Source organism: Prochlorococcus marinus CUG1417 (genome assembly GCF_017695975.1).
In the GTDB taxonomy this organism is placed as follows: domain Bacteria; phylum Cyanobacteriota; class Cyanobacteriia; order PCC-6307; family Cyanobiaceae; genus Prochlorococcus_A; species Prochlorococcus_A marinus_AG.
In genome coordinates this window covers 176,422-189,279 of sequence record NZ_JAAORN010000001.1, presented here as the reverse complement: position 1 = coordinate 189,279, position 12,858 = coordinate 176,422, and the positions used below count along the sequence as shown (strand labels likewise).

Below are 12,858 nucleotides of genomic sequence, written 5' to 3'. Positions count from 1 at the left end.
ATAATTAATGCTAATCATTTTTAAAGAATTAACAAAACAATTTGAACAATCTCTTTTAGATAGTCTTGAAAAAAATGATAAAAAAGGAGAATTCGAAATTCTTCGAAAAAATTTAATTACACAATCATCAAAAGAGGAATTTGGTGATTATCAATGTAATGTTTGTTTGAGTTTATCAAAAATATATAAAAAGAACCCCAGAGATATTTCTAATGATTTTATTAACCTTTTAAATAAAAATATAAGCATATCAAAATTATGTAAGAGTCTAGAAATAGCTGGACCTGGATTTATAAATATAAAATTAAAAGATGAGGTTCTAATAAATGAAATTAAGTCAAATATTCAATGCAATAGGGCTGGCATACCTCTAATTAGAAAAGATTTAAATAGTGGTTTGTCCAATAAAGTTATTGTAGATTTTTCTAGCCCTAATATTGCTAAAGAAATGCATGTAGGGCATTTAAGATCAACAATAATAGGTGACTCAATATCTAGAATTTTCGAGTTAAGAGGTTATGAAGTATTGAGACTCAATCATGTTGGTGATTGGGGAACACAATTTGGCATGCTTATTACTCAGCTCAAAGATTTATATTCAAATGATCTAGAAGAAATAGGAAAGATCAAAATAAGTGATTTAGTTGAATTTTATAAAGAATCAAAAAAAAGATTTGATAACGAATCTGAATTCCAAAAAAGATCTAGAGAGGAGGTAGTTAAGTTACAAAGTGGAGATATTAAATCGATTAAAGCTTGGAAATTATTATGTGATCAATCAAGGAAAGAATTTGATGAAATCTATAAAAATTTAAAAATAAAAATAGAAGAAAGAGGTGAATCTTTTTATAATCCCTTCTTAAAATCAGTTATTGATGATTTGAATTTAGAAAAAATATTAGTAGAAGATCAAGGAGCAAAATGTGTATTTTTAGATGGGATGACTAATAAAGAAGGCAAACCTTTACCGCTAATTATTCAAAAAAAAGATGGGGGTTTTAATTATGCCACTACAGATCTTGCTGCTATAAGATACAGATTCAATAAACCTCCTAATGGCGATGATGCTTCAAGAATTATTTATGTAACTGATCATGGGCAAGCAAATCATTTTGCTGGAGTTTTTCAAGTTGCAAAAAAAGCAAAATGGATCCCAGAAAATTGTCAAGTAGACCATGTCCCTTTTGGGTTAGTTCAAGGAATTGATGGTAAAAAACTAAAGACAAGAGAAGGTGAAACAATACGCCTAAAAGATTTATTAAATGAAGCAGTTAGAAGAGCAAAAGAAGATTTATTGAAAAGATTAGAAGATGAAGATCGTTATGAAACCGAAGAGTTTATAGCAAATACTTCAAGAATTATTGGATTAGGAGCTGTTAAGTATGCAGATTTAAGTCAAAATAGGATTACCAATTATCAATTTAGTTTTGATAAAATGCTTTCCCTAAATGGTAATACTGCTCCTTATTTGTTATATACACTTGTAAGAATTTTAGGAATTAAAAGAAAAAGTAATTTTGTTTATGACTATAAAGATTCTGAATATATAAATTATGAACATAAATGTGAGTGGAAACTTATCAGAAAATTACTTAAGTTCGATGAAGTCATAATCTCTATTGAAAAAGACTTAATGCCAAATAGACTGTGCAATTATCTTTTTGAACTATGTCAGACTTTTAATAGATTCTATGATCAAGTCCCAATCCTCAAAGAAGAAAAAAATATAAAAATTTCTAGACTTAATTTATGTGACCTAACTGCAAAAATACTAAAATTAAGCCTAGAGCTACTAGGAATTGAAACTTTAGAAAGAATGTAATGAATGATTTTGATCCATTAAATAATCTTTTCCCAAAACCAAGAGAAGAAATAATAAATATGCAGTCTTACTCTGCACCTTTAGAAAATAGAAGAAATTTACTCCGCTTAGACTTTAATGAAAATACTTTAGGTCCAAGTCCTAAGGTTTTAGAAGCATTACATGCGATAAAATTAAATGAGATTTCAATTTATCCAGAATATAATTTATTAAAAAAATTTTTATGTGATAAATATCTTGATTCAAGAAAATTTGATATTAATGAAATAGGAATTTTTAATGGAGCAGATGCTGCAATTAATGCAATTTTTAATTGCTTTGGAGAAAAAGATCAAATATTTCTTACCACAAATCCAACTTTTGGTTACTATTCTCCTTGTTCAGAAATGCGTGGAATGAAGAAAATAAGTTGTTCTTATGTTGGAGAAAATTTTCTATTCCCCATTGAAGAATTTACGGATATAATCAAAAAGAAAAATCCAAAGTTAATATTTATTTGTAATCCAAATAATCCAACAGGAACAGTTTTAAGCTCTAAAGAAATAATTAACTTAGCTAATATCAATCGAGATTCATTGATAATTGTTGATGAACTATATGAAAAATTTAATGGAGATAGTCTTCTTGAATCGATAGATTTTGAAAAGAATCATAATATACTAATAATCCAATCTCTCTCAAAAACAGCAGGTTTAGCTGGTTTAAGAATAGGTTTTACTTTTGGCAATAAAAGTTTAATTGAGTACATTAATAAAGTTACAGGACCATATGATGTAAATAGCTTTGCTATAACAGCAGCATTAGCAGCTCTTAAAGACAAATCATATATTGATAATTATGTTTTAGAAGTAAAAAAAGCAAGAGAATGGATTTTAAATAAATTCAAATCTACAAAAATCAGAACTCACTTTAGTGGAGGTAATTATTTCTTAATTTGGCCAAAAAAAGATCCTAAAATTTTAATAAAAGAGATGAGAAAAAAAGGTATTCTAATTAGAAGTATGGAGAACAAAAAAGATATTGGGAATTCCATAAGGGTTAGTATTGGAAATACAGAACAAATGATTTTTTTCTGGAACAATTACAAGGAATTAGATTTAATAAATTAGTTACTAAAAATATAAATTGTATTTTGATCGATTTTTTGAGGCTCTATTTGAAAATCATTTCCAACATATTTTACTTTAAAATCTTTCATATTTTCGATAAATAAATCTGCATTTGAGAAATCACAGTCTTTAATAATTTGTTTGCCTGGGGCAAAATGAACAGGAATAACTACATTAGGTTTTAAAATTTTAACGATTTTCGAGGCCTCTTCTCCATCGTAAGATTTTATTCCTCCACCAATTGAAATAAATAAGATATCTGGGCGAGACAAAATAATTTGACTATTAATATCAACATCACCAGCTGCTCCTCCCATATGAACAATTTTAAGATCACTCTGCTCCCAACTCCAAACAGTTGCCATCCCAAATCTTCTGCCATCTAATCTGTCATGTGGAACAGAAATTCCATTTAATAAAATATCCTCAAATTGATAGATTCCAGGATCAACAAACATTAATTGATCATTTGGGTTATATCCCTCATCTAGGAGCCTAGAACTAGCCAAAATAAAATCTACATTTAGTTCATTTGGCTCCTTTAAATTACTTGCACAACCTGTTGCTTTAAAAGGATTTATAAGGATCGATTTTTCTGCACTATTAATTAAAAAACTACTATGCCCCAAACTTTTTATTAATAAATTCCTTGCTAATAATGAAGTAGGTAAGAAAAAGCTAAATAATAAAAAAAAGAATAAGTTTTTAATTTGAAAAATCATAATATTAATTTTTTTTTATTTTACTTTTGTTCAGCCATTTTTAGAAAATTACTAATTAATTTATGACCAAATTGTGTCAAGACACTTTCAGGATGAAACTGTACCCCATGTAAATGTTTATATTCTTTGTGCGAAATAGCCATAATAGTTGAGTCTTCTAAAGTCGCAGTTATCTCAAAACAAGATGGTAAAGAACTTGAATCAACTATAAGACTATGGTATCTAGTAGCCACAAATGGAGTCTCTATATCTTTAAACAATCCTTTTTGATTATGAAAAATTTTAGATGTCTTACCATGCATAAGTTCTTTACCAACTACAACCTTCCCTCCAAAAGCTTGGGCCAAAGCTTGGTGACCTAAACAAACTCCTAATGTGGGAATGTTTTTAGATAATTTTTTTAGTATTGGTAGACAAATTCCAGATTGATCTGGATTGCCAGGACCTGGAGATAATAGGATGCCACTAGGATTTAGATTGATAATTTCTTCTATAGTAATTTCATCATTTCTTTTCACTATTAATTCTTTAGTTATTTCATGCTCAACTGAAAGTTCACCTAAATATTGAACAAGGTTGTAAGTAAAACTATCGTAATTATCAATAACAAGAAACATATTTATATGAATTTAAAATAACAACTTTATTTTAGGAAAAAAGATATATACAGCAATAATAACAGAATTAATGGAAGCCAATAATACTGCTCCTGCAGATGTGTCTTTTGAAATTTTAGCCAAAATACTAAATTCTTTTTTTACTACTAAATCAACTATTGATTCAATAGATGTATTTAATATTTCTAATATTAAAACAGACATAATTGCGGCAATCAAAATCACATAATTACTTAGACTAATGTGCAATAAAAAACCAATTATTAAACTTGTTACTGCAAAAATTAATTGAATTTTAAAATTTCTTGAAGTTTTTAATACATAACTAATTCCACTGAAAGCATATTTAAAACTAATAAATACATTCCTAGAAGTTTTGTATGATTCTTTTCTATTTTCTAAAGAGTTTATTTTTTTTTCCATAGATTTTTAATCTAATTGAGTAATTAAATATTCTTGAAAACTTAACATATTTTCTAAATCAAGATCATTATTATGTTCCCATCCTAAAAGATGCAAAAATCCATGACTAGCCAACCAGAGCATCTCATTATAGATTGAATGTTTATATTCATAAGATTGCTCAAGTGCCATCTCTAATGATATAAATATGTCTCCCAATTCTATGTGATCTAAATTATCTAGAGATTCATCAGAAGTGATTGGAAAAGATAGGACGTCAGTTGGACCATTTTTTTGCATCCACTTCTTGTTCAAAGAAGCAATTTCTTGATTAGATATTATCTGTAAGCCTAATGAAAAAGATTTTTTTTCAAAAATAAAATTTGGCAATGCATAATCGTGTTTTTTTAATATTGTATTTATCCAAGATAAAAAAACTTGTTCCCAAAAAATAGAGTCAAAAATAAGTTTGGTTTTAGTTTCTTTTAACTTATTTGAAAATTGAGAAAAATCATTACATTGAAAAACTAAATCTAAATTTATTTCAGAAATAATTTTTTCTTTCATAAATTATTACACAGGAATATTGGGCTTACCTATTGTGGCCACTAATATTAAAATCCCAATTAAAATTAAAAAGGTTATTGAAAAATGAGAAATACTTTTTGAACCCTTCCTTACCATATTTCTCATTGCAAGCTTTATAAAGCTTGGAGGAGCAACTTTTTTTTCTAAATTTGCGTTTTTATTTTCCATTTTTAGTCAATAGATTCTTCAGAAGAAATATTCATGCGTAATAGTTCATGAATAAATGGTTCAAGTCCACCATCTAAAACACTATCTAAGTCGTTGGTCTCCTTCATAGTCCTAAGATCTTTTACCATTTGATAAGGATGGAAAACATAATTTCTGATTTGATTGCCCCATGCAGCTTCCACAATATCACCTTTAATATCAGCGACTTGAGCAGCTCGTTGTTCTTTAGCAATCACAAGTAGTTTAGACTTAAGAAGTAACATAGCTTTTTCTTTATTTTGTAATTGAGATCTTTCTTGAGTACATCTTACTGAAATCCCTGAAGGCAAATGAACAATTCTTACTGCTGTTTCTACTTTATTAACATTTTGTCCTCCAGCTCCACCGGATCTACTTGTTGTAATTTCTAAATCTTTTTCAGGTATGTCAAGTGAAATTTTATCATCTAATTTTGGCATAACCTCTACCCCTGCAAAGCTGGTTTGTCTTTTGCCATTAGCATTAAAAGGTGAAATTCTTACTAATCTATGAGTACCTTTTTCATGTTGCAGATAGCCATATGCATATTTTCCATCAATTTCAAAAGTTACACTTTTAATCCCTGCTTCTTCTCCTTGAGATAATTCATTGATGATAAGGCTCATTTGATTATTATCTGCCCATCTTGTATACATTCTCAATAATATCTCTACCCAATCCTGTGCATCTGTTCCACCAGCACCGGCGTTAATAGACACTACTGCTCCTTCCTTATCGTATTCACCACATAACAATCTTTCAAATTCCCATTTATCCAAATTCTCTCTTAATTTCTTTAATCCCAGCTGCGATTCTAAAATCATTTCCTCTTCGGGTTCTAGAGAATAAAGCTCAAGAGAGGCATTAGCATCAGAAATAAAAGTTTTCCATTTGTCTAACAATTCGAGTTGTGCTTTAACATCATCAAGGATTAACATTTGCTTTTTAGCTTCTTCTTGATTATCCCAAAATTCAGGCTGAGCAGAAATTTGCTCTAACTCTTTCCTTTTCGCTTTTAATCTTGGAACGTCAAAGACAATCCTGAGCATTACCCAGGCGCTCTGTTAGTTCCGAAAGATCTTTTTTGAAATCTGTAATATCTATCAAAATAGAATTTAATCGTTATTTATAATCTAACAAGCACTTTTGTTTAATAGTATAAACTAAGTATTATTTTAAAAAAATGTCCAAAGTTGAAATTTATACTTGGCAATATTGCCCATTCTGTATTCGAGCAAAATCACTACTCAAGAAAAAAAATGTAAATTTTACAGAATATAAAATAGATGGCGACGAAGATGCCAGAGCATTGATGATTGAAAGAGCTGATGGTAGAAGAACATTACCACAAATATTTATAGATAATGAGGGTATCGGAGGCTGCGATGATCTCTTCGCATTAGAAAATGAAAATAAATTAGAAGCATTATTAAACTAGATCTTATGAAATTTCTATTCGTAATAGATCCAATTAAAAATATAAATCCCTTAAAAGATTCAACTGCTGCTTTAATGCAAGCATCATCAAAAAAAAATATTGAAATCTGGAGTTGTACTCCTCAAGACCTGGAAGCTAGAGGTGATGAAGTATGGGCATCTTCCGTAAAAGTTGAAGTAATTCCATGGATTTCTTTCAAAGAGAATGATTGCATACCTCTCGCCGAATTTAATTGCATTTGGATGAGAAAAGATCCTCCTGTAAATGAGGCTTATTTATATGCAACCCATCTTTTAGAAGTTGCCGAAAGAAAAGGAGTAAAAGTAATAAACAAACCCTCATCGTTAAGAGCGTGGAATGAAAAGCTAGGTGCTTTAAGATACAGCCACTTAATGGCACCTACAATAGTTGCGAGTAAGGTAAAAGATCTTATTAATTTTGCAAATATAAATAATGAAGTAGTTATAAAACCTCTAGGAGGAAAAGGTGGTCAAGGTGTTATAAGGATAAATAAAAATTCTCCAGGAATTAAATCAATCATTGAATTAATCACTTCTCAAGAAAAATTACCCGTTATGATGCAAAAATTTATTCCTGAAGTCATAGAGGGTGATAAAAGAATAATTATCGTAAACGGAGAAGCAATTGGATCAATAAATAGGATTCCTCAAGGAGGCGATTTTAGGAGTAATTTAGCGATGGGAGGCAAGGCTGAACCCACATTATTAACAGAAAAAGAAAAAAGTATCTGCTCAGAATTATCTCAACACTTCAAAGATGAGGGTTTATTTTTTGTAGGAATTGATGTAATAAATGGAATGCTTAGCGAGATTAATGTAACCAGCCCAACAGGTTTAAGAGAAATAGAAAATTTATCCAATAAAAATGTTTCAGAGGAAGTTATTGAAAAATTAGTAGAAATTATCTAGGGTTTTTAGCGCAAAATATCTGTTTTACTATAGATTCAAATTTTAATTTAATCTCATCTATTTCTTTCTCTAAAACGGAGCCAGAAACTATACCTGAACCTGCAGTAAATTCAATATTTTCTTCAATACATCTTGCACCTCTTATTGCCAAAAGAAATGAAGCATTGCCTGATGAATCAACCCAACCCATTGGAGAAGCATAATTCCCTCTAGGAAAAGACTCAAGAGTGTTTATCCAATCCAATGCTGCATCTTTTGGGTATCCACAAACAGCTGGAGATGGATGTAAGTTTTTAAGCAATTCAAAAGGACAAATATTTTCAACTTTAGAGAAAATGAGTGTTTGCAAATGAGAAATATCTCCAAATGAATTTACCTTGATATCACTTTTTTTAAAGTTTGTTATTTTTGAAACTTCTAAAGATTTAATCAAATGTTGTATTACATAATTATGTTCCTTTAAGTCTTTAGTACTTTTTAGGAGTTTCTTAAAATTTGAATTAGTAGAGATAGTTCCAGCAAGAGCCTCTAAAGTTAAATTAGGTTTAGAGAAAGAAAATAATTTTTCTGGAGATGCTCCAAACAAAATATCCTTACAATTCCTTTTCCAAACGTATCTACAGGTATTTGGTTGCTTCTTTTTAAATCTTTTTAAAATTTCTACTAAATCTAATTTATTTTTAAGCTTTATTTTAATCCTATTCGCTAAAACTATCTTTTCGAGGATATCTTTCTCTACTAATTGAATTCCTCTATTTACTACTTTTTTCATGTTTGTTTTAGAAGTTTCTAAGGAGCGTGAGAAATCATCAATAAAAGGGGAATCAAAAATAGTTTTTAAACCAGATGATTTTATTAATTCTGAGCCAGAATTAATAACTTGATTTCTAATTGTCCATATTTCTTCAATTAATGTTCTTAATGATGATTTACCTTCAACATGACCATTGATTCTTAACCAGCAATTCTTGCCACTTTTAGTAATTAATATTTTTGGCAAAATTGCTTCCAAACTAGGGATATCTGTAGGTAAATTATTATTATTCAAATTTTCAGAGAAAGAAAACAAATAAATTATTTTTGAAAGTGCAGAATTATGCGATTCATTAGTTAAGTTAATTAAATTTTTAAAATTCTCAGAATTAAACTCTTTTGCCACCTCAAATCTTTTTGGGCCATCCAGAGTAACATATTTACACTTCTCGAAAGCTATATATGAAATGCCATCAGATTCCTCCCAAAATGAAGAAAACGGATATTGATTTATTAACAATTCATAAACTTGAAATAAATCAATACAAGGAATCTCAATACAAATACTTACTAATCCAGAATTTTCAACTTTCTTATCGAAAGAGGAAAATACATCTTTTAAAAAATCTGTTAAGTTTAAATCATTTTTCATTACTTATTGAAAATAACTAAAAATGATGCAATAAAGTAAAAAATGTAACTCAATTTATAAACTACATCCAATAATTATCTAATTTTGCGTGTTAATTAAAAATGGAAGAAGATAAAAAAAAATTATGGAAAAAAGCAATAAAATGGCCTCTTTATTCTGTGGCCATACTTCCAGTTTTAATAACAGGGGCTTACTTGCTCAATCAATATGAAGAGGTAAAAATTTATAATTTGATTTCATTTACTTTAGCTGCAGTTTTGATATTACTTTGGGAAAATCTAACTAATGATTTATACGACGCAGAAACAGGAATCGATGAATTTAAATTCCATTCAATTGTAAATCTTGTAAAAAATAAAAAAATAATTTCATTTATTGCATATACATCTTTAGTTATTGGTTTATTAATAATTTTAATTATTTCAGTATCAACAAGTATAAACATTTTTATTTTGGTGGCAGCTTGCTGCTTCTTAGGATACTTATATCAAGGTCCTCCTTTTAGATTAGGCTATCAAGGTTTAGGAGAACCATTATGCTGGCTTGCATTTGGACCTTTTGCGTACTCTGCAGTCTTAATTGCGTTAAATCCGTCTAATATTTACTTCGAAGATATTCCATGGAAAGTTTCTTTATTACTTGGTTCAGGACCTTCCTTGGCAACAACTCTTGTGTTATTTTGTTCTCATTTTCATCAAATTTCTGAAGATAAAAAGCATGGGAAAAATTCACCTTTAGTTCGCTTAGGGGCAAAAAAAGGTTCTCAATTTGTGCCTTGGATAATTTTTACAATATATATTTTTCAACTTTTCACAATAGTTTATGGATTTATTCCAGTTTTTTGCATCCTTTATTTGCTTAGTTTCCCTCAAGCAACAAGACTTATAAATTTATTAAAATCTTCGTATACAAAACCTTCTGCAATAAAAAATTGCAAATTCATCGCAATAAAATTTCAAACTCTTAATGGAATTGGTTTAATCACAGGATTAATATTTAATTACTTACTAAATAAATGAACTTAATATTTCAAAAAAAATCTTATAGCTTTAAGTTATCGGCCAAAGTAGAAAATTCTAAAACCAATTACCATACAAAATCGGGTTGGATAATTAAATTAATAAGTAATGATAAAAAAATAGGGTTTGGAGAAGTTTCACCGCTACATAAAAAAGACTTAAAAAAGTGTACGAAACAACTAGATATGATCCCTGAGTATATAGAGGAATTTAATTTATCTGAGCAAATAAATATTTTTCACCCATGCATTCAATCTGCAATAAATTCTGCATTAGCTGAGATTAATGGAAAAATAATTTTTAAAGAAAACTACTACTTTGATGAAATTGGTAAAACAGCCATATTGTTAAATCATGAAAATGTAGTTTCAGATCTAAATGATATTAAAAAAAGATATTGTGATATTGGAAAATCATTAACCTTAAAATGGAAAGTAGCACTAAAAAATAACCATGAGGAAGAAGCAAAATTAGAAGAAATTTTAAGCAAAATAGGTAATAATATTAAGTTAAGAATAGATGCTAATGGTTCTTGGGGAAGAGAGATAGCTAATAGATGGGCTGATATTTTGAAAGATAATAAAAATATAGATTGGTTAGAACAACCTCTCTGTGTTGATGATATTGATGGAATGACAGAACTAAACAAAAAAATTCCAATAGCTTTAGACGAATCACTTTTAAAATTTCCAACTTTGATTGATGAGTGGAAGGGTTGGCAAATTAGAAGGCCTTCTCAAGAAAATAATCCAGTTAAGCTTTTAAGAGAATTAGAAAATAAAAAAGCTTTAATATCTATAAGTACCTCATTTGAAACTGGAATAGGAAAGAGATGGCTCCATCATTTATCTTCTCTACAATTGCAAGGACCAACACCAAAAGTTCCTGGTTTAGCAATGAATAAATTCCCTAATTCGTTTCTATTTTTAAATGAAGCAAAAACGATATGGGATCAACTATGAAAAATAAAATTCATACTATTGAAGTTGAAAATAACGAAACTCAATCTGTAGAAAAAATAATTGAAAAAATTAGAGATAATAAAATTATTTATGTAAAAAACAAATTTTATGAAGACAAAGATGTATTAGATTCAATTACTGAAAATGGGCCAGCAATTATCTTAAACAGTAGTGGGAGTTCTGGAAAACCGAGACAATGTTTTCACCATTTAAATAATCTTAAATTATCTGCAACTACATCAGGTCAATGGCTAATAGAGCAAGGATTTGAATTACAAAACTGCTTAATTTTAAATACTTTACCCCTGAACCATATAAGTGGATTAATGCCAATTTTTAGAAGTCAAACTTGGGGATGTGATTGTATTAATATTTCTCCGAATTTGATAAAAAAAACTCGAGAACTTTTACTTTTCACAATTAAATTTAAAAAAAACAAAAAACACTTGATTACATCATTAGTACCTACCCAATTACAAAGACTTTTAGCTCAAAAAGATGGAATTAGTTGGCTAAAAATTTTTGATCTAATTTGGGTAGGTGGAGCTTCAATTTCAGACGAAACTGCAGAACAATGTATAAAAGAAAAAATAAAATTAGCACCTTGTTACGGCGCAACTGAAACTGCAGCAATGGTTACGAGTTTAAAACCAAAAGAATTCTTAATGGGTTTTAAAAATGTTGGAGAAATACTACCTGATACAAAAATAAGAATTAACGCACAAGGATTAATCGAAATAAAATCAGCCAGAATTGGAATTGAAATAATAGATTCTTTAAAAACTGAAAATTTCAAAAATAAAAATGGGTGGTGGCAAACAAGTGATTTAGGTGAAATTAAGCAAATCAATAATTCTTACTATTTAAAATTTGTTGGAAGAAGTGATAATGCCTTTAATTCAGGAGGAGAAGTTGTTTTCCCTGAAGTAATTGAATCTAGATTAAATGATTTCATTATGAAAGAAAATATCCCAATTAATAAATTCAATATTGCGAAAGTATCTAACAAATTATGGGGAAATAAAATTAAAGTAATAGTTGAATTTAGAGAACTTACAAATGATAAAAATATTGAAATTTCTTTAAATTTATTAAAAAATTTTTCTCAAAGTTGGCCTAAACATGAAAAGCCTGAAAAGTGGATTGTTAAAAACAAAAATAGCATTACAGAAAAAATAAACTATAAATTCAAAAAATAATAATCAGCATTCTTTTAAATTTGTACTCACATTAGAAGCCTCTATCCATCTTTCTAGCTGATCGGGAATTTCTATTTTATTTCTTGAATCAACATCTAAAGAACAGTGTATAATTTTCCCTTCGGCTACTTTATTTCCATTTTTTATAAAAAAGCTATTTACTTGGAACAAATGAGTATTAATTTTATGGGGGGCAATTTTTACTTTTAATAAATCTCCAATTTTTATAGGCACATGAAAGTTTGCTTCACAATTTACTATTGGAAAAATAATTTGACTTTTACGTATAGAAAAATCTGGAAAAATATCGTTACAAGGGATCCCATAGATTTCAATACTTTCTTCCCAAGCTTCATGCGACCATTTTAATAAGTTATGAAAATGAATTACACCTGCAGAATCACAATCACCAAACCTTACTTTCTTCTGCAATATTAGCCAGTCAGAGGGGTTCATTTAA

15 protein-coding genes are annotated in these 12,858 nt (G+C 28.7%); 7 read left to right on the top strand and 8 right to left on the bottom strand.

Features of this window, described 5'->3' with window-relative positions; translation table 11 throughout:
• The first annotated feature begins 7 nt into the window (after positions 1-7).
• Positions 8-1,822, top strand: a complete 1,815-nt coding sequence (gene argS / locus HA140_RS01030; protein ID WP_209039375.1) for an arginine--tRNA ligase — start codon at positions 8-10, stop codon at positions 1,820-1,822.
• Positions 1,822-2,931: a pyridoxal phosphate-dependent aminotransferase gene (locus tag HA140_RS01025; RefSeq protein WP_209039374.1), complete on the top strand. Its 1,110-nt coding sequence runs from the start codon at positions 1,822-1,824 to the stop codon at positions 2,929-2,931. Before argS ends, HA140_RS01025 begins: the two co-directional genes overlap by 1 nt.
• Here the strand turns inward: HA140_RS01025 and HA140_RS01020 are convergent.
• From HA140_RS01020 to prfB, 6 genes are all read right to left on the bottom strand, one after another.
• Positions 2,928-3,653, bottom strand: coding sequence for an MBL fold metallo-hydrolase (locus HA140_RS01020; RefSeq protein ID WP_209039373.1), 726 nt, complete (start codon positions 3,651-3,653; stop codon positions 2,928-2,930). The two genes, HA140_RS01025 and HA140_RS01020, sit on opposite strands and share 4 nt — an antisense overlap.
• A 20-nt stretch (positions 3,654-3,673) precedes the next feature.
• A complete protein-coding gene (locus tag HA140_RS01015; RefSeq protein ID WP_209039372.1) occupies positions 3,674-4,270 on the bottom strand; it encodes an anthranilate synthase component II in 597 nt (198 codons plus the stop codon).
• A gap of 12 nt (positions 4,271-4,282) precedes the next feature.
• Complete coding sequence (locus HA140_RS01010) at positions 4,283-4,693, bottom strand: diacylglycerol kinase family protein (RefSeq protein WP_209039371.1); 411 nt, start codon at positions 4,691-4,693, stop codon at positions 4,283-4,285.
• A 6-nt stretch (positions 4,694-4,699) separates the two neighbouring features.
• Positions 4,700-5,239, bottom strand: coding sequence for an rRNA maturation RNase YbeY (gene ybeY / locus HA140_RS01005; protein ID WP_209039370.1), 540 nt, complete (start codon positions 5,237-5,239; stop codon positions 4,700-4,702).
• 6 nt (positions 5,240-5,245) lie between these two features.
• Positions 5,246-5,428: a DUF3285 domain-containing protein gene (locus tag HA140_RS01000; RefSeq protein WP_209039369.1), complete on the bottom strand. Its 183-nt coding sequence runs from the start codon at positions 5,426-5,428 to the stop codon at positions 5,246-5,248.
• 2 nt (positions 5,429-5,430) lie between these two features.
• A protein-coding gene (gene prfB, locus HA140_RS00995; protein WP_209039368.1) for a peptide chain release factor 2 occupies positions 5,431-6,553 on the bottom strand; the annotation gives its coding sequence in 2 pieces (ribosomal slippage) (positions 5,431-6,477 and positions 6,479-6,553; 1,122 coding nt in all).
• A gap of 76 nt (positions 6,554-6,629) precedes the next feature.
• Here prfB and grxC point away from each other — a divergent pair.
• Positions 6,630-6,884, top strand: a complete 255-nt coding sequence (grxC, locus tag HA140_RS00990; protein ID WP_209039367.1) for a glutaredoxin 3 — start codon at positions 6,630-6,632, stop codon at positions 6,882-6,884.
• A 5-nt stretch (positions 6,885-6,889) separates the two neighbouring features.
• On the top strand, positions 6,890-7,813 hold the full coding sequence (gshB, locus tag HA140_RS00985; RefSeq protein WP_209039366.1) for a glutathione synthase: 924 nt from the start codon (positions 6,890-6,892) through the stop codon (positions 7,811-7,813).
• Here the strand turns inward: gshB and HA140_RS00980 are convergent.
• Complete coding sequence (locus HA140_RS00980) at positions 7,806-9,218, bottom strand: chorismate-binding protein (RefSeq protein ID WP_209039365.1); 1,413 nt, start codon at positions 9,216-9,218, stop codon at positions 7,806-7,808. The genes gshB and HA140_RS00980 overlap by 8 nt on opposite strands.
• A gap of 101 nt (positions 9,219-9,319) precedes the next feature.
• Between HA140_RS00980 and menA the strand changes: the two genes are divergently transcribed.
• Genes menA through HA140_RS00965 form a run of 3 tightly spaced genes read left to right on the top strand, consistent with a single transcriptional unit; the run spans position 9,320 to position 12,398 of the window.
• Complete coding sequence (gene menA, locus HA140_RS00975; RefSeq protein ID WP_209039364.1) at positions 9,320-10,237, top strand: 2-carboxy-1,4-naphthoquinone phytyltransferase; 918 nt, start codon at positions 9,320-9,322, stop codon at positions 10,235-10,237.
• Positions 10,234-11,199, top strand: coding sequence for an o-succinylbenzoate synthase (locus HA140_RS00970; RefSeq protein WP_209039363.1), 966 nt, complete (start codon positions 10,234-10,236; stop codon positions 11,197-11,199). The genes menA and HA140_RS00970 overlap by 4 nt, the downstream gene beginning before the upstream one ends.
• On the top strand, positions 11,196-12,398 hold the full coding sequence (locus HA140_RS00965; protein ID WP_209039362.1) for an AMP-binding protein: 1,203 nt from the start codon (positions 11,196-11,198) through the stop codon (positions 12,396-12,398). Before HA140_RS00970 ends, HA140_RS00965 begins: the two co-directional genes overlap by 4 nt.
• A 3-nt stretch (positions 12,399-12,401) precedes the next feature.
• On the opposite strand, the gene HA140_RS00960 is transcribed toward HA140_RS00965, so the two are convergent.
• A complete protein-coding gene (locus HA140_RS00960) occupies positions 12,402-12,854 on the bottom strand; it encodes an acyl-CoA thioesterase (RefSeq protein WP_209039361.1) in 453 nt (150 codons plus the stop codon).
• Positions 12,855-12,858 lie beyond the last annotated feature (4 nt).

What these genes read in the sequence shown, in the direction of transcription:
- argS (WP_209039375.1), top strand. Translation starts at nt 8, where the DNA reads ATGCTAATCATTTTTAAAGAATTAACAAAACAATTTGAACAATCTCTT.
- HA140_RS01025 (WP_209039374.1), top strand. Translation starts at nt 1,822, where the DNA reads ATGAATGATTTTGATCCATTAAATAATCTTTTCCCAAAACCAAGAGAA.
- HA140_RS01020 (WP_209039373.1), bottom strand. Translation starts at nt 3,653, where the DNA reads ATGATTTTTCAAATTAAAAACTTATTCTTTTTTTTATTATTTAGCTTT.
- HA140_RS01015 (WP_209039372.1), bottom strand. Translation starts at nt 4,270, where the DNA reads ATGTTTCTTGTTATTGATAATTACGATAGTTTTACTTACAACCTTGTT.
- HA140_RS01010 (WP_209039371.1), bottom strand. Translation starts at nt 4,693, where the DNA reads ATGGAAAAAAAAATAAACTCTTTAGAAAATAGAAAAGAATCATACAAA.
- ybeY (WP_209039370.1), bottom strand. Translation starts at nt 5,239, where the DNA reads ATGAAAGAAAAAATTATTTCTGAAATAAATTTAGATTTAGTTTTTCAA.
- HA140_RS01000 (WP_209039369.1), bottom strand. Translation starts at nt 5,428, where the DNA reads ATGGAAAATAAAAACGCAAATTTAGAAAAAAAAGTTGCTCCTCCAAGC.
- grxC (WP_209039367.1), top strand. Translation starts at nt 6,630, where the DNA reads ATGTCCAAAGTTGAAATTTATACTTGGCAATATTGCCCATTCTGTATT.
- gshB (WP_209039366.1), top strand. Translation starts at nt 6,890, where the DNA reads ATGAAATTTCTATTCGTAATAGATCCAATTAAAAATATAAATCCCTTA.
- HA140_RS00980 (WP_209039365.1), bottom strand. Translation starts at nt 9,218, where the DNA reads ATGAAAAATGATTTAAACTTAACAGATTTTTTAAAAGATGTATTTTCC.
- menA (WP_209039364.1), top strand. Translation starts at nt 9,320, where the DNA reads ATGGAAGAAGATAAAAAAAAATTATGGAAAAAAGCAATAAAATGGCCT.
- HA140_RS00970 (WP_209039363.1), top strand. Translation starts at nt 10,234, where the DNA reads ATGAACTTAATATTTCAAAAAAAATCTTATAGCTTTAAGTTATCGGCC.
- HA140_RS00965 (WP_209039362.1), top strand. Translation starts at nt 11,196, where the DNA reads ATGAAAAATAAAATTCATACTATTGAAGTTGAAAATAACGAAACTCAA.
- HA140_RS00960 (WP_209039361.1), bottom strand. Translation starts at nt 12,854, where the DNA reads ATGAACCCCTCTGACTGGCTAATATTGCAGAAGAAAGTAAGGTTTGGT.